Origin of the sequence: Streptomyces sp. NPDC127097 (assembly GCF_042724075.1) — a bacterium.
In the GTDB taxonomy this organism is placed as follows: Bacteria; Actinomycetota; Actinomycetes; order Streptomycetales; family Streptomycetaceae; genus Streptomyces.
Genome location: NZ_JBHXFI010000011.1, coordinates 112408 through 134392, shown reverse-complemented (window position 1 = coordinate 134392; position 21985 = coordinate 112408). Strand labels below are relative to the sequence as shown.

General features: G+C 74.2%; 20 protein-coding genes. 11 read left to right on the top strand and 9 right to left on the bottom strand.

What is annotated here, in order from left to right; all coding sequences use genetic code 11:
* Nucleotides 1-22: 22 nt before the first annotated feature.
* From ACFWJW_RS12125 to ACFWJW_RS12110, 4 genes are all read left to right on the top strand, one after another.
* Complete coding sequence (locus tag ACFWJW_RS12125; RefSeq protein ID WP_387238515.1) at nucleotides 23-574, top strand: GNAT family N-acetyltransferase; 552 nt, start codon at nucleotides 23-25, stop codon at nucleotides 572-574.
* Between the two features lie 75 nt (nucleotides 575-649).
* Complete coding sequence (locus ACFWJW_RS12120; RefSeq protein WP_387238512.1) at nucleotides 650-1063, top strand: glyoxalase superfamily protein; 414 nt, start codon at nucleotides 650-652, stop codon at nucleotides 1061-1063.
* A 144-nt stretch (nucleotides 1064-1207) separates the two neighbouring features.
* Nucleotides 1208-2113, top strand: a complete 906-nt coding sequence (locus ACFWJW_RS12115; protein WP_387238509.1) for an arginase family protein — start codon at nucleotides 1208-1210, stop codon at nucleotides 2111-2113.
* 108 nt (nucleotides 2114-2221) lie between these two features.
* Nucleotides 2222-4249 carry a DUF5107 domain-containing protein gene (locus tag ACFWJW_RS12110; protein WP_387238506.1) on the top strand — a complete coding sequence of 676 codons (2028 nt, stop codon included), beginning with the start codon at nucleotides 2222-2224 and terminating at the stop codon, nucleotides 4247-4249.
* Nucleotides 4250-4307: 58 nt separating this feature from the next.
* Here ACFWJW_RS12110 and ACFWJW_RS12105 read toward each other — a convergent pair whose 3' ends face one another.
* Complete coding sequence (locus tag ACFWJW_RS12105; protein WP_387238503.1) at nucleotides 4308-5636, bottom strand: aldehyde dehydrogenase family protein; 1329 nt, start codon at nucleotides 5634-5636, stop codon at nucleotides 4308-4310.
* 63 nt (nucleotides 5637-5699) lie between these two features.
* Here ACFWJW_RS12105 and ACFWJW_RS12100 point away from each other — a divergent pair, with 63 nt between their 5' ends.
* Nucleotides 5700-6356: a TetR/AcrR family transcriptional regulator gene (locus ACFWJW_RS12100; protein ID WP_387238500.1), complete on the top strand. Its 657-nt coding sequence runs from the start codon at nucleotides 5700-5702 to the stop codon at nucleotides 6354-6356.
* Between the two features lie 54 nt (nucleotides 6357-6410).
* Here the strand turns inward: ACFWJW_RS12100 and ACFWJW_RS12095 are convergent, their stop codons facing one another.
* Nucleotides 6411-6980, bottom strand: coding sequence for a hypothetical protein (locus ACFWJW_RS12095; RefSeq protein WP_387238497.1), 570 nt, complete (start codon nucleotides 6978-6980; stop codon nucleotides 6411-6413).
* Nucleotides 6981-7148: 168 nt separating this feature from the next.
* Here ACFWJW_RS12095 and ACFWJW_RS12090 point away from each other — a divergent pair, with 168 nt between their 5' ends.
* The gene (locus tag ACFWJW_RS12090) at nucleotides 7149-8072 is read left to right on the top strand and encodes an NADP-dependent oxidoreductase (RefSeq protein ID WP_387238495.1); all 924 of its coding nucleotides are present in this window, start codon (nucleotides 7149-7151) and stop codon (nucleotides 8070-8072) included.
* Between the two features lie 15 nt (nucleotides 8073-8087).
* On the opposite strand, the gene ACFWJW_RS12085 is transcribed toward ACFWJW_RS12090, so the two are convergent.
* The 4 genes from ACFWJW_RS12085 to ACFWJW_RS12070 all read right to left on the bottom strand — a co-directional run bounded on the left by ACFWJW_RS12085 (nucleotide 8088) and on the right by ACFWJW_RS12070 (nucleotide 12233).
* Nucleotides 8088-8447 carry a VOC family protein gene (locus tag ACFWJW_RS12085; RefSeq protein ID WP_387238492.1) on the bottom strand — a complete coding sequence of 120 codons (360 nt, stop codon included), beginning with the start codon at nucleotides 8445-8447 and terminating at the stop codon, nucleotides 8088-8090.
* A 37-nt stretch (nucleotides 8448-8484) separates the two neighbouring features.
* Nucleotides 8485-9663, bottom strand: a complete 1179-nt coding sequence (locus tag ACFWJW_RS12080; protein WP_387238489.1) for a CapA family protein — start codon at nucleotides 9661-9663, stop codon at nucleotides 8485-8487.
* Nucleotides 9664-9780: 117 nt separating this feature from the next.
* Entirely contained in the window at nucleotides 9781-10596 is an 816-nt protein-coding gene (locus ACFWJW_RS12075) for a class I SAM-dependent methyltransferase (protein ID WP_387238486.1), read from the bottom strand.
* Between the two features lie 155 nt (nucleotides 10597-10751).
* Nucleotides 10752-12233 carry a bifunctional phosphatase PAP2/diacylglycerol kinase family protein gene (locus ACFWJW_RS12070; RefSeq protein WP_387238483.1) on the bottom strand — a complete coding sequence of 494 codons (1482 nt, stop codon included), beginning with the start codon at nucleotides 12231-12233 and terminating at the stop codon, nucleotides 10752-10754.
* A gap of 131 nt (nucleotides 12234-12364) precedes the next feature.
* On the opposite strand from ACFWJW_RS12070, the gene ACFWJW_RS12065 reads away from it, so the two are divergent.
* The 3 genes from ACFWJW_RS12065 (at nucleotide 12365) to ACFWJW_RS12055 (ending at nucleotide 15498) form a co-directional block, all read left to right on the top strand.
* Nucleotides 12365-12814 carry a GNAT family N-acetyltransferase gene (locus ACFWJW_RS12065; protein WP_387238480.1) on the top strand — a complete coding sequence of 150 codons (450 nt, stop codon included), beginning with the start codon at nucleotides 12365-12367 and terminating at the stop codon, nucleotides 12812-12814.
* Between the two features lie 126 nt (nucleotides 12815-12940).
* Complete coding sequence (locus ACFWJW_RS12060; protein WP_387238477.1) at nucleotides 12941-14155, top strand: aminotransferase class I/II-fold pyridoxal phosphate-dependent enzyme; 1215 nt, start codon at nucleotides 12941-12943, stop codon at nucleotides 14153-14155.
* Nucleotides 14156-14232: 77 nt separating this feature from the next.
* Nucleotides 14233-15498, top strand: a complete 1266-nt coding sequence (locus ACFWJW_RS12055) for an MBL fold metallo-hydrolase (protein WP_387238474.1) — start codon at nucleotides 14233-14235, stop codon at nucleotides 15496-15498.
* A 55-nt stretch (nucleotides 15499-15553) separates the two neighbouring features.
* Here the strand turns inward: ACFWJW_RS12055 and ACFWJW_RS12050 are convergent, their stop codons facing one another.
* Nucleotides 15554-16189: a DedA family protein gene (locus ACFWJW_RS12050; protein ID WP_387238472.1), complete on the bottom strand. Its 636-nt coding sequence runs from the start codon at nucleotides 16187-16189 to the stop codon at nucleotides 15554-15556.
* Entirely contained in the window at nucleotides 16189-16968 is a 780-nt protein-coding gene (locus tag ACFWJW_RS12045; RefSeq protein ID WP_387238469.1) for an MBL fold metallo-hydrolase, read from the bottom strand. Before ACFWJW_RS12045 ends, ACFWJW_RS12050 begins: the two co-directional genes overlap by 1 nt.
* A 247-nt stretch (nucleotides 16969-17215) precedes the next feature.
* Here ACFWJW_RS12045 and ACFWJW_RS12040 point away from each other — a divergent pair, with 247 nt between their 5' ends.
* Together ACFWJW_RS12040 and ACFWJW_RS12035 are read left to right on the top strand one after the other, a co-directional pair.
* On the top strand, nucleotides 17216-19339 hold the full coding sequence (locus ACFWJW_RS12040; protein ID WP_387238466.1) for a phage holin family protein: 2124 nt from the start codon (nucleotides 17216-17218) through the stop codon (nucleotides 19337-19339).
* Nucleotides 19340-19424: 85 nt separating this feature from the next.
* On the top strand, nucleotides 19425-20837 hold the full coding sequence (locus ACFWJW_RS12035; RefSeq protein WP_387238463.1) for an amino acid permease: 1413 nt from the start codon (nucleotides 19425-19427) through the stop codon (nucleotides 20835-20837).
* Here ACFWJW_RS12035 and ACFWJW_RS12030 read toward each other — a convergent pair.
* Nucleotides 20767-21816: a fatty acid desaturase family protein gene (locus ACFWJW_RS12030; RefSeq protein ID WP_387238460.1), complete on the bottom strand. Its 1050-nt coding sequence runs from the start codon at nucleotides 21814-21816 to the stop codon at nucleotides 20767-20769. The two genes, ACFWJW_RS12035 and ACFWJW_RS12030, sit on opposite strands and share 71 nt — an antisense overlap.
* Nucleotides 21817-21985: the final 169 nt, after the last annotated feature.

Below are 21985 nucleotides of genomic sequence, written 5' to 3'. Positions count from 1 at the left end.
CCGCCCTTCGTACGATCTGCCGATGACGAGCAACGACCGCTACCTCGCGCGCGGCCCGCGAGTGGGTATCCGGCACTTCACCGCCGCCGACCGGGCAGAGTTCACCGGGCTCGCGCGGGAGAGCGCGGAGCTGCACCGCCCCTGGCTCTTCCCGCCCACCACGGACGCCGCGTACGACGGCTATCTGCTGCGGCTCCAGGAGCCGCAGCGCGAGGGGTTCTTGATCTGTGAGACGGCCGACGGCCGGATCGCCGGCTACCTCACGATCAACAACATCGTGCACGGCGCGTTCCGCTGTGGCGCGATCGGCTACGGCGCCTTCGCGCACGCCGCCGGCCGCGGGCTGATGAGCGAGGGCCTGCGGCTGGTGATCCACCACGCCTTCACACAGCTGGGGCTGCACCGGCTGGAGGTCAACATCCAGCCGGCCAACGAGCTCTCGATCGCCCTGGTCGAGCGGGCCGGGTTCCGGCGGGAGGGGTTCTCCCCGGACTTCCTCTTCATCGACGGTGCCTGGCGCGACCACGAGCGCTGGGCGATCACCGCCGAGATGGTCTCCGGGCGGGCGGAATGAGGCGACGTCCGTGCGGAATGAGGCGAGGCCCCTGCGGTGTGCGGCGATGTCAGTGCGGTGTGCTGCGATGTGGTCATGACCATCGACTTCCACCGCAGTGTGCCGGTCTTCCGGATCTTCGACGTCACCAAGGCCCATGAGTTCTATGTCGACTACCTCGGCTGCACGGTCGACTGGGAGCACCGCTTCGCGCCCGGTATGCCGCTCTACACGCAGGTCTCGCGCGGTGGCCTCGTGCTGCACCTGTCGGAGCACCACGGCGACGCGACGCCCGGCTCCACGCTCTACACCGAGCTGAGCGGGGTGCGCGCCCTGCACGCCGAGCTCGCCGGGAAGAACTACCCGTATCTGCGGCCCGGTCTGGAGCAGGACGAGATCGGGACCTCGCTCACGCTGACCGATCCCTTCGGGAACCGGCTGCGCTTCAACGAACCGGGCGCCGCCGCGCAGCCGTCCGACGGGGCCCCGGCCGGCGGGACTTGCGGTTGATCTTCATGGTGTCGGTAGGTGTGCTGGGGCGCCATGGGTGCCGTATTCCGTTTGTGCCTGCGGCAATGAGCCGAAGTGCCAGGCTATTTCGCCGCATCTCGCCGGGCCTCCCCATTTCCGGGGCGGCTGTGTGACGATCACCGTATGCGCCGAACCGTACTGATCGATGCCCCCTCCAACCTGGGACTGCGACCGCCCGCGCCCGGCACCGTGCCCGGCTGCTACAAGCTCGCGGGCGCACTGCGCGAACAGGGACTGCTGCGCCGGCTCGGTGCCCTGGAGGGCGGTGTGGTGGTGCCGCCGCGCTACGACCTGGGGGACTGGAAGGAGGGGGACGGCGACTTCAACGCCGCCGCCCTCGCCGCCTACACGGGCCGGCTGGCGACCCGTATCGAGGGCCATGTGAGCAGCGGTGACTTCCCGGTGGTGCTGGGCGGGGACTGCACCATCCTGCTCGGCGCGGTGCTCGCGCTGCGCCGGCTGGGGCGCTACGGCGTCGCCTACCTCGACGGGCACGGCGACTTCCGGCACCCGGGCAACGAAGCGGTCTCCGGCCCGGTCGGGGCCGCCGCCGGGGAGGGCCTGGCACAGATCACCGGGCGGGGCCAGGCGGACCTCACGGACCTCGACGGGCTGCGGCCGTACGTCCGCGACGAGGACGTCTGTGTCCTCGGCATCCGCGATGTGGACGAGGACCAGGAGGAGTTGACCGGCCTCGGCATCAGCCACGCCCCGGTCGGCGAGATCCGGCGGCGCGGCCCGGAGGCGGTGGCCCGCGAGGTCCTCACGCACTTCCAGCGCGCGCACCTCGACGGCTTCTGGATCCATCTCGACGCCGATGTGCTCGACCCGTCCGTCATGCCGGCCGTCGACAGCCCCGACCCCGGCGGCCTGCTCACCGACGAACTCCGGGCGCTGCTCGGCCCGTTGGCGGCCTCGCCGCGCTGTGCCGGCATCAACGTCACCATCTACGACCCGGACCGCGACCCCGAAGGGACCGGCGCGGCGCTGCTCGCCGATCTCCTTGAGAGTGTCTTTGCGCAACCCTGACCCCGCCCGGCCCCGAGAGACCCTGTGCAGACCGGCGGTCACGCGGTTCCATGGTCAACAGGAGGCCGCCGCAGCCGAGGTGGCCCGGTCCAGCATTGCGAGGCAATCGTGGCCACGAGTGTGCGACGCACCACCCTGACCCTCCCCGCCGCCCCCCTCGGCCCGGACAACCCCCTCCCCGCGCTGCGGGCCGGTCAGGACGTGCACCACATCGAGGTCCCCCAGGACGCCGGACTGCCCGCCGACATGGCGCGGCAGCTCGGCTGTGCACCGCTGCGCTCGATCCTCCCCGTCCCGCTGCGCGACGGCTACGGCCGGTCCCGCCGCCACACCGACCTCGATGCGCTGGTCCTGGAGAACGACCGGCTGCGCGCCACCGTCCTGCCCGGCCTCGGCGGCCGGGTGTACTCCCTGCACCACAAGCCCACCGGCCGGGAACTCCTGTACCGCAACCCGGTGTTGCAGCCCGCGGCCTTCGCCCTCAACGGCGCCTGGTTCTCCGGCGGTATCGAGTGGAACATCGGCGCCACCGGACACACCACGCTCTCCTGCGCCCCGCTGCACGCCGCCCGGGTCCCGGCGCCGGACGGCGGGGAGATGCTGCGGCTGTGGGAGTGGGAGCGGCTGCGCGATCTGCCCTTCCAGGTGGACCTGTGGCTGCCCGAGGGCTCCGACTTCCTCCATGTGGGCGTGCGCATCCGCAATCCGCACCATCACACCGTGCCGGTCTATTGGTGGTCCAACACCGCCGTGCCCGAAGGGGAGCACACCCGCGTCCTGGCCCCCGCCGACGCGGCCTGGCACTTCGGCTACGAACGCACCCTGCGCCGCGTCCCGGTCCCCGACGCCGACGGCACCGACCGCAGTTACCCGCTGCGCAGCACCTACCCCGCCGACTACTTCTACGACGTGCCCGACGGCGCCCGCCGCTGGGTCACCTCCCTCGACGCCGACGGCCGCGGCCTGGTGCAGACCTCCACCGACACCCTGCGCGGCCGCAAGCTCTTCCTGTGGGGCGCGGGGCGGGCCGGGCGGCGCTGGCAGCAGTGGCTCACCGAACCGGGCAGTGGCGGCTACGCCGAGATCCAGGCAGGGCTGGCCCGTACCCAGCTGGAGCACGTGCCGCTGGACGCCGGCGGCGAGTTCAGCTGGCTGGAGGCGTACGGGCCGCTGGACACCGAGCCCGCGGTGGTGCACGGCGCGGACTGGGGCGCGGCCCGCGAAGAGGTCGTGGCCCGGCTGGAGGCCGCCCTGCCCCGGGCGGATGTCGAGGCCGCCTATGCCGCCTGGCTGCCGTACGCCGATCAGGAACCGAAGGAATCGCTGGCCGGCGGCTCGGGCTGGGGCGCACTGGAGGTGGCCCGCACGGGCCTGGACCTGCCCGGTACGCCCTTCGGCCCGGCCACCCTGGGCGCCGAGCAGGAGCCATGGCTGACGCTGTTGAGAACCGGCGACCTGCCGGCCGGCGGCCCGGTCCCCGGACCGGTGCTGACCGCGCCGCCCTGGCGCGATCTGCTGGAGTCCGCACCGTCCGGCCCGTCCACCGACTACCACCTGGGGCTCGCCCAGTGGCAGGCCGGCGACCGCGCCCAGGCCGTCCGCAGCTGGGAGCGGGCCCTCGGGCACGGCGCCGGCTGTCTGCCGCTGTACTGCCTGGCCGTCGCCGAGTCCGCCTCGGGCGAGCCGGCCCGCGCCGCCGACCGGTATGCGCAGGCGTGTGCCGAAGCGGCGCGGGCGGCCTCGGCGCCGGATCCGGCCGCCCGGGCCTGGCGGGTGGTGCTGCCGGCGCTCGCCCGGGAGGCGGTGCCCGCGCTGCTCGCGGCCGGGCGTACGGAGGAGGCCGCGCGGCTGCTCGCGGGCCTGCGGCCGGCCGACCCCGCCGACGGCCGCTTCCGGCTGCTGACCGCGCAGGTGCTGCTCGCCCAGGGGCAGCCGGCCGCGGCCCGGGAGATCTTCGAGGCCGGCTTCGAGATCGCCGGTCTGCGGGAGGGCGACGAGGTGCTCGGCGACACCTGGTACGCCATCGCCGAGCAACTGGTCGCGGGCGGCGGCCCGGTCACCGAGGAGGTCCGCGCCGCGGCCCGGTCCGCGCATCCGCTCCCGGAGCGCTACGAGTACCGGATGCGGCCGGTGTAGCCCGCGGCGGCGCCCGGCGGCCGGCACCGTTCGCCCGGCACCGTTCGCCCGGCCGCCGTCAGGCCAGCGGCTTGTCGAGCACCGCCTTGGTGTGGCTGAAGGTGTCCAGCGAGTACTCGCCGTGGTAGTGCCCCATCCCGCTCTCGCCGACCCCGCCGAACGGCAGCCCGGGCGCGGTGAGATGGGCGACCGGCAGCCCGAAGGTGAGCGCGCCCGAGGAGGTCTCCTCCAGCAGCCGCCGCTTGGTGTCGTCGGAGGCGGTGAACGCGTAGAGCGCGAGCGGCTTGTCCCGTTCGTTGATGAAGGCGATCGCCGCGTCCAGGTCGGGCACCGGCACGATCGGCAGGACCGGGCCGAAGATCTCCTCCCGCATCACCGGTGCGTCGGGGGCGACGTCGGCGAGGACGGTGGGCGCCAGATAGCGCGTGGCGCGGTCGTGCGCACCGCCGGTGACCGTGCGTCCGCTGTCGAGCAGGGCCGTCAGCCGGTCGAAGTGCCGGGTGTTGACGATCCGTCCGTACTCGTCCGCGGCGGCCGGGTCGTCGCCGTACGTCTCGCGCACCGCCGCGACGAGATGCGGCTCGATCTCCCGGGCGGTGTCCCCGATCGCGAGGACGTAGTCGGGCGCCACACAGGTCTGGCCGGCGTTGAGGAACTTGCCGGCCACCAGCCGCCGGGCCGCCGCGGCCAGGTCCGTCCCCGGGTCGAGGACGACCGGGCTCTTGCCGCCCAGCTCCAGGGTGACCGGCGTCAGATGCGGTGCGGCGGCGGCCAGCACGATCCGGCCGACGGTGCCGTTGCCGGTGTAGAAGATGTGGTCGAAGCGCTGGGCCAGCAGGGCGGTGGTCTCCGGGACGGCGCCCTCGACGACGGCCACCGCGTCGCCGTCCAGATAGCGCGGCAGCAGCCGGGCCATCGCGGCCGAGGTGGCGGGGGCGAGTTCGCTGGGCTTGACGACGGCGCAGTTGCCCGCGGCCAGCGCGCCGACGAGCGGGGTGAGCGCGAGTTGCAGCGGATAGTTCCAGGGCGCGATCACCAGGACGACGCCGAGCGGTTCCCGGACGGTGTGCGCGGTCGCCGGGAGCAGCCGCTCGGGCAGCTCCGCGGGCCGGGGTGCCAGCCAGTCGTCGAGCCGGTCCAGGGTGTGGTCGATCTCGTGGAGGGTGAAGCCTATCTCGGTGCGGTAAGCCTCCTCCGGGCCCTTGCCGAGGTCGTCGGCGAGGGCGCCGAGGAGCTCGTCGCGGTGCTCGGTGAGCAGGGTGCGCAGAGCCGTCAGCTGGCCGCGCCGCCACTCCGGGGAGGCGGTGCGGTGGGTGGTGAAGGTGCGGCGGAGCCGGCCGACGACGGCGGCGGCGTCCAGGTCGGTGGGGTGCGTCTGAGGGGTCATGGCGCCGAGGCTACACGAAACGAAAATATTTCGTTTCGTAATGCGGGCCGGTAGACTCCGGGAGTGGCCGAACGCACCGAGGACAACCAGACCGCGCACCCCGAGCGGAGGCCCGCCCGCGGCCGGCCGCGGGACGCCGAACGCGACCGGGCACTGCTGGCGGCCACCCTTCAGGTGCTCCAGGAGAGCGGCTACGGCGGGCTGACCACCGCGGCCGTCGCCAAGCGGGCCGGGGTGTCCACCGCGACCCTCTACCGCCGCTGGCGCTCCAAGGAAGACCTGGTCGTGGGCACCGCCGTCAGCTGGGCCAGCGATCTCGGCCCGCAGCCGGACACCGGCAGCCTCCGGGGCGACCTCGCCGTCCTGCTCCGGGACAAGGCGGAGACGCTGGAGGGCCCCGGCGGCCGGCTGCTGCACATCCTGATCGGGGAGGCCGCGCACAACGAGGCGCTGGCCCGGGTCCTGGACTCCGCGATCGTCCAGCCGGTCCGCGACCGGGCCGCCGAAGTCGTGCGCCGCGCGGTCTCCCGCGGTGACATCCCGCCGCTGGAGAACGCCCATGTACTGGCCGATCTCGTCGTCGGCTCCATGGTCAGCCGCCTCTTCCTGACGCCCGACGTGACGTATCAGGGCGCGACGGACGGGCCCACGTCCGGCGAGGCCGCGATCGGCGAACTCCTCCCGTTCCTGCTGCGCGCCCTGGGGGCACCGCCCGGCTGAGGCCGTCCGGGTCTCCGCCGGGCGCGGAGTCCGCCCGCCCCGCTCACCGCGATCTCAGGAGACCGCGGCGATACGGCGGAAGCCTCGGTGAGCGTCTCCGGGGCGCAGCCGAAGTTCAGCCGCGCGAAGCCGTTGCCGGAAGGGCCGTAACGGTGCCCGGCGTTGAGGGCGACCCGGGCGGCGGCGAGGAGATGCGCGCCGGGGGTCGTCGCCCCAGCCGAGCGCACGGAAGTCGAGCCAGGCCAGGAAGCTCGCCTGCGGCGGCCGGTAGCGCACGTCGGGCAGCAGCTTCCCCAACAGGCCCCCCAGCAGCCGCCGGTTGTGATCGAGCACCTCCAAGGCGTCGGCGAGCCAGGGGCCCCCGTCGTTGAGCGCGGCCACCGTGGCGAGTACGCCGAGGTGCCCGGTGCGGTAGAGCGAGTGGGGCGACAGCCGGTCGACATACCGCTTCGGCGCCGGGGCGGCGGTGACGACGACGGCCGCCTTGAGCCCGCCCAGGTTCCAGCCCTTGCTGGCCGACAGGAACGAGAAGCCCCAGCGCCGCGCCTCCTCCGACACCGACAGGAACGGCACGAACTCGGCGCCCGGCAGGACGAGCGGGGCATGGATCTCGTCGGACAGCACATGGACGCCGCCGGGCCTTCGGCCACACCCCCGGCGCCCAACGCGACCGGCACTGACCCCGTCGGCCGAGCCGGTCCCGCCCCGGTCCCCGCACGCCTCGTACGCCATTTCGGTGACTGGCCGCGCGATCCTGGAATGAACCCCGGCCGTCACGCGTTGCAGCGGATCATGAAGGCAATCATCGCGAACAGCTACGGCGGCCCCGAAGTCCTCACCTGCACCGACCACCCCGATCCGAAGGTGGGCCCGGACTCGTTCCTGATCCGGGTCAAGGCGGCCGGGGTCAATCCGGTGGACTGGAAGATCCTCGCGGGCTATCTGGACCCGATGATGGACGTGCACTTCCCGCTCATCCCCGGGTGGGACGTGGCGGGCGTGGTCGAGGCGGTCGGCGCGGACGCCACCGAGTACGCGGTCGGCGACGAGGTCATCGGCTATGTCCGCAAGGACGAGGTACAGCACGGCACGTTCGCCGAACTGGTCGCCGCACCGGTCCGGACCCTGGCGCCCAAGCCGGCCTCGCTCACCTGGCAGCAGGCCGCCGGGCTTCCGCTCGCCGGGCTGACGGCCTATCAGGCGCTCGGCCGGGTCGGTGTGACGGCCGGTGAGACCGTTCTGGTGCACGCCGCCGCGGGCGGTGTCGGCTCGCTCGCCGTCCAGATCGCGGTCGCCCGGGGAGCCCGCGTCATCGGCACGGCCAGCGAGCGCAACCATGAGTTCCTGCGCTCCCTGGGCGCCGATCCGGTCACATATGGTGACGGCCTCGCCGCCCGGGTCCGGGAGCTCGCCCCCGAAGGCGTCGACGCGGCCGTGGACTTCGTCGGCGGCGGCGTCGTGGACGTCTCGCAGGAACTGCTCAAGGACCGCGGCCGGGTGGCCTCCATCGCCGACGGCGAGGTGAAGGTGAAGGGCGGCCACATGGTCTGGGTCCGCCCGGACACCGCCGACCTGACCGCCCTCGGCGCCCTCGCGGACGCCGGCAAGCTGACGGTGCCGGTCGCGTCCGCCTTCCCGCTGTCCGAGGCGGCCGAGGCATTCCGCGAGAGCATGACGGGCCGCACCCGCGGCAAGATCGTGCTGGATGTGTCCTGAGGTGAACGCCGGGCCCTAGCCCTCCCCCTCCTGCCTCCGGTCCACGTACTCGAAGACCGAGCCGTCCGGGTGGCGGGCGACCAGGTTGCGGCCGATCGGGGTGGGCAGCGGGCCGGCGATGATGTCGGCGCCGACTGCCTTCAGGTCGGCGACCGCTTCGTCGACGTCCTTGACGGCGAGGGTTGCCGTGATCTTGCGCAGCACCGACAACTCCGCCTCGGGGCCGCTCATCAGGAAGAAGCATCCGACGGCCGCGACGGCCACCCCGCCGCGCTGGAAGCGGATCGCCTCGGCGCCGGTCAGGCGTTCGTAGACGCCGATCGCGGAATCGAGATCACCGACGCACACCCGCAATGAGGTCCCCAGAATGTCCATACGGACCACCCTAGTTGGGGGACCTGCCGGTACGCGATCACTTGGCCATGATCAGACCGCTCTTCGCCGCGCCCCGGGACAGCACGATCTCCCGGATGCTGTCCCGGGCCCGTGCGTAGTCGCTGCGTCCGGGCCGCTCGGCCAGCGCCGCGTTGAGGTTCACGACGCGGAAGCCGTCGTTCACATCGGTGAGCTGGGGGAGGTACTCCGCCTTGCGGACCGTCCAGCGCCCGCCGGGAGTGGCCGGACCGGCGAAGGTGAAGCGGGCCATCGAGCTCTGGTTGCCGCGGCCGTCCGGCTGGTCGCTGTGGTTGAACATATGGCCCGCGAGCTGGTCGCCCATCCCGTAGACGACCCAGGTGCCATTGACCTTCTCGTAGGGCTGCGGGACATGCGCGTGCGTGCCCAGGATCAGATCGATGTCCGGCCGTCCGCCGGTGCGTGCGGCGGTCAGCGCGCGGGCCAGGGTGCGCTGTTGCTCGTCCGGCGGCTGCTGCCACTCGGTGCCCCAGTGGATGCTGACGACCACCACGTCCGCACCGGCCCGGCGGGCCGCTCGGGCATCGGTGAGGATCTTCTCGCGGTCGATCAGATTGACCGTCCAGGGCGCCCTGCCGGGCAGGGGTATGCCGTTGGTGCCGTAGGTGTACGAGAGTTGGGCGACCTTCGCGGGGCCGGCCCGCAGCAGCGTGACCCGGGACGCCTCGGCGGCGGAGCGGGCCGAGCCGGCATGGCGCAGGCCGACCGCGTCCATGGCGCCGAGGGTGCGGTGCACTCCGTCCGCGCCGTCGTCGAGGGTGTGGTTGGAGGCGGTGGAGCAGGAGTCGTAGCCGGCGTCCTTGAGGGCGGCGGCGACCTGGGGCGGGGACTTGAAACTGGGGTAGCCGGTGAACGGCCCGCCGTCCTTGCCGTAGATCGTCTCCATATGGCAGATCGCCAGGTCGGCGCCGGAGACCACCGGCTTCACCCCGGCGAACATGGCACGGAAGTCATGGCCGTTGCCGTGCGCGTCGTCGCCGGACCGCCGGATGATCTCGCCGTGCGGCAGTACGTCGCCGGTGGCCAGGAGGGTGAAGCCGGCCGGGGCGGAGGCCCGGGCGCCGCCGGGCGGGGCGGACGGCGCGGAGCGTGCGGGGCCGGTGGACTGCTGGGTTCCGCAGCCCACCGCCAGGAGGGTCAGCGCCGCTATCGCGGTCAGGCGTCGTTGAGGGCTCACGCCCCATCCATATCGGGATTAATAGGATTTATCTGCCGGGGAGGGGGTGCGGCTGGGCCGTCGGAGGGATGCGAGGAGGGGCGGGCCGGGCGAGCCGGCCGGCCGGAGCCCCCGCGTTCAGACCCGGCAGAGGATTTCGCCGTGCAGGATGCCGAACCAGCCGTCCTCGTCGGCGCCCCAGGACCGCCAGGCCCGCGCGATTTGTTGCAGCCGGTCCGCCGTGGCGTGCCCGCCGTCCAGCGCGAGCCGCGCATACGAGGAGCCGACCGTGCGGTCCGCCCACAGCTCGCTCCACCAGGACCGCTCCTCGGGGGTGTGGAAGAGCCAGGTGGCGGCCGTGGCGGTGATCGCGTCGGGGGCGAAACCGGCCTGCCGCGCCCAGGCGTGCAGCCGGCGTCCGGCGTCCGGCTCGCCCCCGTTGGCGCGGGCCACCCGCTGGTACAGCCGCAGCCAGTCGGCCATCCCGTCGGACTCCGGGTACCAGGTCATCGCCGCGTAGTCCGAATCGCGGACGGCGACGATTCCGCCCGGCTTGGTGACCCGGCGCATCTCGCGCAGCGCCTGGACGGGATCGCCGACGTGCTGGAGGACCTGATGGGCGTGCACCACGCAGAAGGTGTCATCGGGGTGGTCCAGTGCGTGGACATCCCCGACCGCGAAGTCGACGTTCGTCAGTCCGCGGCCGGCGGCCGTGGCGCGCGCCTGCTCCAGGATCTCCGGTGCGTACTCCAGGCCGGTGACCTGCCCGTCCGGCACCAGCGCGGCCAGGTCGGCGGTGATGGTGCCGGGGCCGCAGCCGATGTCCAGGATCCGCATGTGCGGACGCAGCGAGTCGAGCAGGTATCCGGCGGAGTTGGCGGCGGTGCGCCAGGTGTGGGAGCGCAGTACGGACTCGTGGTGGCCGTGGGTGTAGACGGCGGATTCCTGCGGCATGGTCGGCTCCTTCGCATACGGGGGAGGGCGACCGGGCGGCGGACGGCGGCACCCCGGTCGCCGCCCGGACGGCCGCCCGCACCGTGCTGCGGCCGCCCCTCGGCGTGGTGATCACACCGTACGCCGCCATCCCGAATGATGAGAGTGGGATCTCATCATTCGGGCAGCAGGCGATAGACCGTCAGCGCCTCCTTCTGCTTGTCCAGCGTCAACTCGCTGGGTGCGTGGGCCACTTCGCCGTCGAAGGCCAGCGTGGTGCCCTCCGGGAGATCGCTGATCCGCAGCCGGGACAGCCGCGCCTCACCGAGTACCGGGGTGCTGCGCGGGGTGCCCGACAGGGCCGCGAGGAGCAGCCGGGTGCGGGCCAGCCGGCCGCCGTGCACCACCCGTACATCGAGCACCCCGTCCGCCAGATCGTGCCGCCGCACCGGTGCGAACCCCAGCCCCCGGTACTGGCAGTTGCCGACGAACAGCAGCCATACGGCGCGCCGCTCGCCATTGATCCGCAGGGTCAGCGGCTCGGCGGTGCGCAGCACCTCCCAGGCCGCCAGCACCCCGGCCGGCCAGGCCCCGATCCGGCCCGCCCACCGCTCGCGGATCCGCACCAGCTCCGGATACGCGCCGATCGAGAAGGTGTTGAGGAACTGCCGCCCCTCCAGATGCGGCCCGGCCCGGAAGCGCGCCGTGTCCACCGCGACGGCCTCCCCGCTCTCCACGGCCCGGGCCGCCGCCGCATGGGTCTCGATCCCCAGGTCGTAGGCGAAGTGGTTCAGCGTGCCGCCGGGCAGCACCGCGAGCGGCAGCCCGTGCCGTACCGCGACCGCCGCCGCCGCGTTGACGGTGCCGTCCCCGCCGAGCACACCCAGCGCGCCACCCAGCGCTCTGGCCCGTTCCGCGGCATCTTCGAGGACCTTGTCCAGCGCCGGCCCGTCCGGCTCGCCGCACACCGTCACCTCGGCCTGCGGCAGTACCCCGTGCACCTCCTCGGCCCGGTCCGGGCGGGGGCCGGAACGCTGTCCCGAGCCCTGGTTCGCCACCACCACCAGACCGCGGCCGCCCGGCAGCGCGGGCGCCTCCGCACGCGGCCGGGCCGGCGGCGCCAACTGGGCGCGGGTCGGTGCGAAACCGCGCACCGCGAACGCCGCACCGGCCCCCAGCGCCGCCCCCGCCAGCACATCACCCGGATAGTGCACGCCCGTATAGACGCGGGAGAACGCCACCGACGCGGCGACCGGCGCCAGCGCCAGCCCCCACCACTTGTTCTCCATGGCCACCCCGGTCGCGAACGCCACCGCCGAGGCCGCGTGCCCGGAAGGGAAGGACGAGGTGAGGGGCTGGCGGTGCAGCTGCCGTATCACCGGCACCGCGTCCAGCAGCGGGCGCTGGCGCCGGACCGAGCGCTTGCCGAGGGTGTTCACCGTCGCCGACGCCACGGCCAGCGAGGCCACTCCGCGCAGCGCGGCCCGGCGCATCGGCCGGCCCCCGAGCGCGGCCGCACCGGCCGCCAGGCCGAACCACAGCAGCCCGTGGTTGGCGCTCCGGGTCAGCCGGGGCAGCACCCGCTGCGCGCCCGGCCATTCGCGCGCCGCGATCACGTCGAAGGTCCGCCGGTCGAGATGGGTCAGTCGCTTTCGCATGCGCCACCTTGTACCCCAGACCGCCCGGAACAGGCAGGATCCCGCCGCGGAGGCCCCGCGCGCGGCGCCGGGAGCGTCCGGCCCCGGCGGCCCACGGGCTGCCGGGCCCCGGGCTGTGCTTCCATGCCCGGATGATCAGGAGACGCCAGGACAGCGACCTCGACGCCTGTGTGGCCGTGCTGGCCGAGGTGCACACCCACAGCGGCTATCCGCACCACTGGCCGGCCGACCCGGCGCGCTGGCTGACCCCCGGCGGGCTGACCGCCGCCTGGGTCGCCGAGGCGGACGGCACGGTCGCCGGTCATGCGGCGCTGTGCGGGCCCGAGGTGAGCCGGCTCTATGTCGCACCCGCCGCACGCGGTGCGAGCCTCGGCGGCCGGCTGCTGCGCGCGGTCGAGGCGGAGGCGGCGGCCCGCGGCCTGCGGCCCGTACTGGAGGTGAAGGCCACCGACAGCGCGGCGATCGCCCTCTACGAGCGGCTGGGCTGGCTGCGCCGCGCCACCGAGCGGCAGGACTGGGGCGCCGGCGCGGTGGTGACGGTGCATCGCTACATGGCGCCGCCGGTACGCCCGGCGGATTGAGCGCCGGTCCCACCTCCGCTGACGTGTCGCCCCCCGTCGCCACCCCCGTGATCTGCCAAGGTGGACCGTGCCGCCCTTCATGTGATGGGCCCATGATCGACCCGCCGTCGTGGAGTGGAGGTACGGATGCAGCGGACCGCCCGGGATCCGCGGCACGAGCCGGACCTGGATCCGCCGGTGGGCCTGCCGGTCCTCCCGGAACTCGCCGCACACCTCTCCGCGGCCGCCGACCGCACCGAAGCCGAACCCCTGGGCGGCGCCGCGCCGCTGCGCACCGCCGCCTGCGGCTACTGGGAACGCCGCGGCCTGGTCACCACCCCCGACCGGGTGCTCGCCGCCCCCGGCGCGCCGGCCCTGCTCCTCGCGCTGTACGCGGCGGCCGGCGGGGCGGTGGTGCTGCCGCGGCCCTGCTCCGCGTCGTACGCACCGCCCGCCCGGCTACTCGGCCGGCCGGTGCACCTCGCCCCCGTACCGGCGGAATCGGGCGGGGTGCCGGACCCGTTCGCGCTGCTGGAGACCGTCCGCCGGGCCCGGATGGACGGCGACGGCCCCCGTGTGCTGGTCCTGTCCGTCGCCGACGACCCCACCGGCACCTGCCCCGCGCCGGAACAGCTGCACGAGGTCTGTGAGGCGGCGGCGGACGAGGGGCTCTGGGTCATCAGCGACGAGACCCGCCGCGATCTGCTGCACGATCCGCATGACACCGTGCTGCTCAGCCCCGCCGAGATGCTGCCCGACGGGGTCGTGGTGCTCACCGACCTGCGGGCCACGCTGGTGCCCGCCTCCTGGCCCGCCGCGCTGGCCCGCTTCCCCGGCACCGACCGGGGCGCCGCCCTCCGGGCCGCCGTGCTGGACACGCTCGCCGCGTCCCGTACGCCGCTCCCGGGGCCGCTGGGCTGCGCCGTCACCCATGCGCTCGGCGAGCCCGAGGAGGTGCGCGCCCGGACGGCCACCGTCGCCCGGGTGTACGGCGCGCTCGCCGCGGCGCTGCACCACACCGTCACCGAGGCCGGCGCGGTCTGCCGGCCGCCGCATTCCGGCAGCCATCTGTACGCCGACTTCGAACCGCTGCGCCGTCCCCTCGGGGCCCGCGGGATCGTGGAATCGCACGCGCTGGAACGGAAGTTGGCGCCCTGGGCGGCGCGCGGCGGGCACCGCTTCGGTGACGCGCCGGGCGCCCTGCGGGTACGGCTCGGCGCCGAGGTGCTGCTGGGTGCCGACCGGGAGCAGCGACGGCGTGCCCTGGAGGCCCCCGACCCGCTGGAACTCCCGCACATCACCGAGGCGTTGACCGCGCTGTCCCGCGCCCTGGCCGGACTCACGCTGTCCGCGGACGGCTGACCGCCGGCCGGCGCCCGCCCGCGCCGCCACCCCGTCCCCACTCCGCCCCGGTTCCGTCCACCGAAAGGAGCCCCTCGATGACCGAACAGACCGAGCGCTCCCTCGCCGAGCAGCCCTCCGACACCGAGCGACTCCCGCCCGCCGCACCCGGCGAGGGCGGCGGACCGGGCGGGGGAGGGGCCGGGGGAACGGCCGGGGGAGAGGCCCGGGGAGAGGCCGGAGGTGCGGCACGCACCACGGGCCCGGCCACCGGTCAGACCACCGCGGACGGGCCGGCTCTCCCGCAGGCCACCGCGGACCGGCCGGGCATCCCGCAGACCACCGCGGGCGCGCCCGTCCTCCCCCACGCCACCCCGCCCCCGCTCGCCCCGCCCCGCCCGCTGGGCGAACCCCGCACCTGGCCACGCGACTTCACCGACCGGCTGACCGCGCCGCTGCCCGGCGTCCGTGCCCTGGCCCGGATCGCCCGGGAGGGCAAACTCCGCCCGCCTCCCGACACCCTCCCCGAGATCCAGCAACTCCCCTTCGCGCCGGGCCCGATGCCGGCCGCCGGCCCCACCACCCTCGCCCTCACCTGGGCCGGGCACGCCAGCTGGATCATCCGCGTCGGCGGGCTGACCGTGCTGACCGACCCGGTCTGGTCCCGCAAGATCCTCGGCACACCAGCCCGGGTCACCCCCGTGGGCGTCCGCTGGGAAGACCTGCCGCCGGTCGACGCCGTCGTCATCAGCCACAACCACTACGACCACCTCGACGCCCCGACCCTCAAGCGGCTGCCGCGGCACACCCCGCTGCTGCTGCCCGCCGGACTCGCGCCCTGGGCCCGCCGGCGCGGCTTCACCCAGGTCACCGACCTCGACTGGTGGGAAGCGGTCGAACTGCCCGCCCCCGGCGGCCCCGTACGCTTCGACTTCGTCCCCGCCCACCACTGGAGCAAGCGGACGCTGACCGACACCTGCCGCTCCCTGTGGGGCGGCTGGCTGCTGACCGCGCCCGACGGGCGGCGGATCCACTTCGCGGGGGACACCGGCTACGGCCACTGGTTCGAGGAGATCGGCCGCCGCTACCCCGGCATCGATCTGGCGCTGCTGCCCATCGGCGCCTACGACCCGCGCTGGATGCTGCGGCCGGTGCACACCGACCCGGAGGAGGCGGTCAAGGCGTGTCAGGACCTGGGTGCCCGCGCCCTGGCCCCGATGCACTGGTCGACCTTCCTGCTCTCCGGCGAGCCGCCCCTGGAACCGCTGCACCGGGTCCGCGCCGCCTGGGCCGCCACCGGACGCCCCCGCGAGGACCTCTGGGACCTGCCCGTCGGCGCCTCCCGGGTGCTGGCCGAACGCTGAGCGCCGCCGCCGGGCGGAACGGGCGCCCCGCGGAAGGGACGGCGGACGACGGGACCTACGACCCGCCCTCGCCGCGGGCCGGCCGGAGGCGCCGCCAGACGGCCGGCGCCGCACCGAGCACCACGGTCACCGCGATCGCCATGGCCACGCCCTGCCACGCACTGCGGAACAGCGAACCGCTCAGCAGCCCGATGAGCTGATACGCCGCCGCCCACGCCAGACACGCCGGAAGGTCGCCACGGACGAACCTCCGCAGCGGCATCGCCGCGAGCAGACACGCCAGCATGACCGGGATCCGCCCGGCGGGCACCAGACGGGACAGCACCAGCACCAGCACCCCGTGCTCCCGCAGCTGGTGCTGCGCCCGGGCCAGCCGCTCCGGCGCGGCGCGGGCGCGCAGCCGCGCCAGCCAGCGCGAACCGTGGGGCGAGTGGCTGCCGCGCCGCCCGAGCGCATACAGCCCCACATCGCCGAGGAACGCCGCGCACGACGCCACCGCGAACACCATCAGCAGCGCGAACGGCGCGGTGTGGTGGAAGGCGACCACCGCCGCCGAGCTGACCAGCGCCCCCGTCGGCACGACGGGCACCAGCGACCCGAGCACCACCAGCAGGAACAGCGACGGATAGCCGACCACCTGCTGTGTCGACTCCGGCGGCACGCTCCGCACCAGCTCACCGACGAGTGCCATCACACGACCTTCGGCCGGACCGACTCGCCGTGCCCGAGCCGGTGCACCGTCACCTCCGGCGCCAGCCGCGCCAGCTGCCGCTCGAACTCCTGGCCCGGGGCGTGGAATTCATGCGGCCGGACGGCATCCAGCCCGATCGGCCAGTACGTGCCGTAGTGCACCGGGACCGCGCAGCACGGTGCCAGCCGCGCCGCCGCCTGCGCCGCCCGCCGCGCGTCGAGATGCCCGTGCCCGAGGAACGGCCCCCAGCCGCCCACCGGCAGCAGCGCCACCTCGCACGGCCCGACCTCCGCCGCCATCTCCTCGAACAGCCCGGTGTCGCCCGCGAAGTACGTCCGGGCCGCGCCCCGCACGACATAACCGAGCGCCGGCACCCGGCGCGGTCCGCAGGGCAGCCGCCGCCCGTCGTGCGCGGCGGACACCGCACGGACCGTCACCGCACCGGCCGCGCACTCCTCACCCGCCCGCAGCTCGGTGACCCGCAGCGCCCGGGCCGCCGCCACCCGCCGCAGCCCCGGCACCGCGGCCGTCGCCCCGCGCGGCACCACCAGCCGGGTCCCCGGCGCGAGCCGGGCCAGCGAGGCGGGGTGCAGATGGTCGGCGTGCAGATGCGAGACCAGGACGACATCGGCCCGCGCGGCCTCGGCCGGCGGCAGCGCGCCCCGCCGGCGCCGCAGATGGGCCAGCCGCCGCACGAACAGCGGATCCGTCAGCACCCGCACCCCGGAGTCCTCGACCGTCACAGTGGCATGCCCCCACCAGGTGACCTCCACCGACACCGAGCACCTCCCGTCCCGACGCGCCGGCCCGTGCCGCGGGCGGCCGTCTCGCTTCCCGTGTGCGGTTCTGCTGCTTCCCGTGTGCAGTCCCCTCGATCCTGCACCCTCCGGCCCGGAATCCGGCCGACGGGGGAGCGGCCGGCCGGGCGCACCCCTGGCCCTGACCTTCCCCCGGCACCTGGTGCCATGCTGGCGGCAGGCCCGCAGATCCGGGGCGGGCCGGAGGGCGAGGTGGCACGGCGTGCGGATGCCGAGGTGGAGAGCGCTCAGCGGTGCCCTGTTCCGGGTGCTCGCGGTCTGGCTCGTGTCCAGCCTCACCCTGCTCGTGCTCGCCGGGCTGCTGCCCGACTTCCGGCTCCAGTCGCCCGGGGACGAGAGCCTCACCCGCACCGCCCTCACCGCCGCACTGGGCGCCGGCGCGTTCGGCCTGCTCAGCGCCCTGGTGTGGCCTCTTCTCGTCCGCGCCCTGCTGCTGGTGCCGGCGCTCGTCCTCGGACTGCTGGTCTTCTTCCTCAACGGCTCCCTGCTGCTGCTCGCCCTCGATCTGATCCCCGAGGGGCGCGGCCAGGCCGCACCGGAGACCGCGGTGATCGTCGCGGCCGCGATGTCCGCCGCCTCCTCGGCCACCTCCGCCTTCCTCGCGGTACGCAACGACGAGGCGTACCACCGCCGCCTGGTCCGGCTCGCCGGCCGCCGCGGCCGCCGCGCCGCCGTCCCGGCCACCCCCGGCACGGTCTTCCTCCAGCTCGACGGCGTGGGCCACGACCTGCTGCGCGAGGCCGTCCGGGGCGAGCGGCCGCTGATGCCGACCGTCGCCCGCTGGGCCGGCGACAGCCACCGCCTCACCCCCTGGCGCACCGACTGGTCCAGCCAGACCGGCGCCAGCCAGCTCGCCCTCCTGCACGGCAGCAACGAGGATCTGCCGGCCTTCCGCTGGTACGAGAAGGACACCCGCACCGTCGTCGTCAGCAACCGGCCCAGCAGCGCCGCCGAACTCCAGCGCCGCGCCATCGCGCGCACCGGCGACGGCGGACTGCTCGCCTACGACGGCGCCAGCCGCGGCAACCTCTTCAGCGGCGGCGCCGACCAGGTCGCCCTGGTGATGTCGGTGGCGGCCCGGCGCGGCAAGCACAACCGCTCCCGGGCCGGCTACTTCGCCTACTTCTCCGACCCGGCCAACGCGACCCGTACCGCGGTCTCCTTCGTCGCCGAGGTCGTCCGCGAGATCGTCCAGTCGCTGCGCACCCGCTTCCGCCGCGAGGTGCCGCGCGTCAAACGCGGCGGCCTCTACCCCGTCATCCGCGCCTTCGCCACGGTCGTCGAGCGTGATGTGGTGGTCGCGGCCGTCATCGGCGACCTGCTCGCCGGCCGTACCGCCATCTACGCCGACCTCGTCGCCTACGACGAGGTGGCCCACCACTCCGGACCCGCCCACCGGGACGCGCTCCAGGTCCTGCGCGGCCTCGACCGGGCCCTCGCGCTGATCGCCCGGGCCGCCCGGCACGCACCGCGCCCGTACCGCATCGTGGTGCTCTCCGACCACGGTCAGAGCCACGGCCCGACGTTCCTGGAGCGTTACGGGCTGAGCCTGGGCGATCTCGTCCGCGCCGGGTGCGGGCTGCCGGTGCCGCGCCGTGCGGGACGTACGCCCAGCGGCGCCGAGGCCAGGGCGGCGGCGCGGGCCGCCCTGCACCGGCCCGAGGAGGCGGCGGGGCAGCACCCGGAACGGACGGCGGGGCCCGGCTCCCCCCACCCCCTCGTGCTGGCCTCCGGAAACCTCGGTCTGGTGTCGTTCCCCGACGTGCCCGGCCGGATCACCCGCGAGGAACTGGACCGCAGACACCCCGCCCTGCTCGCCACCCTCGCCAACCACCCCGGTATCGGCTTTCTGCTGGTCCGCTCCGCGGTGCACGGCCCCGTGGTGCTCGGCCCGGCCGGTACCGAGCACCATCTCGCCACCGGACGCCTCATCGGCACCGACCCCCTGGCACCGTTCGGCGAGGGCGCGGCCGACGCGGTACGCCGTACCGACCGCTTCCCGCACGCCGCCGACCTCATGGTCAACTCCGCCTGCGACCCGGCGACCGGCGCGGTACATGCCTTCGAGGAGCAGATCGGCTCGCACGGCGGGCTGGGCGGCGCCCAGAGCCACCCCTTCCTGCTCTGGCCGGTCGAGCTGACCCCGCCGGTCCCGGACGGCGAGCCGCTGACCGGCGCCGAACAGGTGCACCGGGTGCTGCGCCGCTGGCTGGGCGAGGCCGAGGGGCCCCAACTGCCCCTCGGGCCCGCCGCGGACGAACTCCGGCGCGGGGTGCGTCCACCCGAAGGTTTTTCACCCCAGGACCCCGCCGCACAGGACAAATCCCGTTGATTTTGGCGGATGCCACCGATCGCGGACGATGAACTCCGCTCGGTAACCCCGGGTGCACAGCGCACGACGAGAGGCCCACCACGCCATGAACGACCGGCACACGCGCCGCTTCGGTCTGGGTACCGCCACCTGCCTAGTGATGGGCAACATCATCGGTGGCGGCATCTTTCTGCTGCCGGCATCGGTGGCCCCGTTCGGCACCGTCAGCCTCGTCGCCTTCGGCGTACTGACCGTCGGTGCCGTCGCCCTCGCCCTGGTCTTCGGCCGGCTCGCCGAGCGCCACCCGGACACCGGCGGACCCTACGTCTACGCGCGCGAGGCGTTCGGTGACTTCGCCGGGTTCCTCTCCGCCTGGTCGTACTGGACCATGACCTGGGTCAGCAACGCCGCGCTCGCGGTCGCCATCGTCGGCTACGTCCATGTGCTCCTGCCGGGCCGCCCCTCCGACACCACCGACCTCGCGATCGCCCTCGGCGCGCTCTGGCTGCCGGCCCTCGCCAACTTCGCCGGGACCCGCTACATCGGCCTGGTCCAGACGGTCTCCACCGTCCTCAAGTTCATCCCGCTGCTCTTCATCGCCGTCGTCGGGCTGTTCTTCTTCGACCCGGCCAACCTCGGCTCGTTCCACGAGGGCAGCGGCAGCGCGCTCGGCGGGATGTCCGCGGCCGCCGCGATCCTGCTCTACTCCTACGTCGGTGTGGAGTCCGCCGCGATGAGCGCGGGCGAGGTCCGCGACCCGGAGCGGAACGTCGGCCGGGCCACCGTCCTCGGCACCATCGGCTCCGCCGTGGTCTACCTCCTGGGCACCGTCGCCGTCTTCGGCACCGTCGCCCACGACAAACTGGTGAAGTCCCAGGCGCCGTTCTCCGACGCGGTGAACGCGATGTTCGGCGGGCACTGGGGCGGTACGGCCGTCGCCCTCGCCGCGGTCGTCTCGATCATCGGCGCGCTCAACGGCTGGACCCTGATGAGCGCGCAGTCCCCGTACGCCGCGGCCAAGGACGGGCTGTTCCCCGCACCGTTCCTGACCAAGCGGCGCGGGGTGCCGACCTTTGGCGTCGTCGCCGCCGGGGTGCTGGCCAGCGCCCTCACCGTGATCAACTACCTGCTCGGCTCCGGCGGCGTCTTCGAGATCCTGGTACTGATCACCACCTTCTCGGCGACCGTGCCCTACCTCCTCGCCGCCGGCGCCCAGGTCTACTTCCTGCTCAGCGGCCGCCGCGACAAGGTCCGCCCGGCCCGCTTCGCCCGCGATCTGACCCTCGCCCTGACGGCCTTCGGCTTCACCTTCTGGCTCGTCGCCGGCGCCGGCTACGCCGCGATCTACCAGGGCGTGCTCTTCCTGTTCGCCGGCATCCTCGTCTACGCCTGGATGGCGGCCCGCCGTACCGCGCGCCAGGAGGAGGCGGAGGCCGCGGCGGCGCCGCCTACGCCCGCGGACCACGAAGCGGTTCCCCCGCCCGCCGCAAGTGCCGCAGCGCCTCCGCATACGACCTGATCAGCCCCGTCTCGTGGTACGGGACACCGATCTCGGCGCAGTACGCCCGCACGATCGCCCGCGCCCGCCGCAGATGCGGTGTCGGCATGCTGGGGAAGAGGTGGTGCTCGATCTGGTAATTGAGCCCGCCGAGCAGGAAGTCGACCAGCGCCCCGCCCCGGATGTTCCGCGAGGTCAGCACCTGCCGGCGCAGAAAGTCCGGCCGGGTGCCGCCGGTCAGCGTCGGCATCCCCTTGTGATTGGGCGCGAAGGTGCACCCCAGATAGACCCCGAACAGCGCCTGGTGGACGAGCAGAAAGGCGAGCGCCTTACCGGGCGACAGCACCAGGAACAGCGCGCCCAGATACAGCACGATATGCGCCAGCAGCAGCCCCGCCTCGCTGCCCCAGTGCTTCATGGTCGGGGACCGCAGCGCCCGGATGCTCGACACCCGCAGATTGAAGCCCTCCAGCGTCAGCAGCGGGAAGAACAGCTGCGCCTGATAGCGGCCGATGAAACGGGGCAGCCCCTTGGCGGCACGCGCCTGGTCCCGTGACCACACCAGGATGTCCGGTGCGACGTCCGGGTCGAGCTCCTCGTGGTTGGGGTTGGCGTGATGCCGGGTGTGCTTGTTCATCCACCAGCCGTACGACATCCCCACCCCGAGGTTGCCGAACAGCAGACCGCCGACCTCACTCGGCCGCCGCCCGCGGAACACCTGCCGGTGCGCCACGTCATGGGTGACCAGCGCGACCTGCGCGAACACCACGGCCAGGAACGCGGCCACGGTCAGCTGCCACCAGCTGTCACCCAGCGCGAAGAACGCCGCCCACCCACCGGCGAACGCCAGCGTCACCAGCGTGAGCCGCACCGCGTAGTAGCCGGGCCGGCGCCGCAACAGCCCCGCCGCCACGATGCGGCGCGACAGCCGCGCGAAGTCGCTGCCCGAGTCCGTCGCCGGACCGGCGGCCGGCCGGGAGAATTCCACCCTCGTCGTCATACCGCCGAGTCTTCTGACCCGGCCCCCGCCCCGACAGCCGGTCCACCCCCACACCGGACCGGGGGCTGGCGCCACCTCAGGGGGTGTGGCTGCCCTCCGGCGGGGCTGCTGGCGGGCCGTGGCGCGCCTGTCACCTGCCCGTTCGCCACCCGGCCGGCATCGGCCCGCC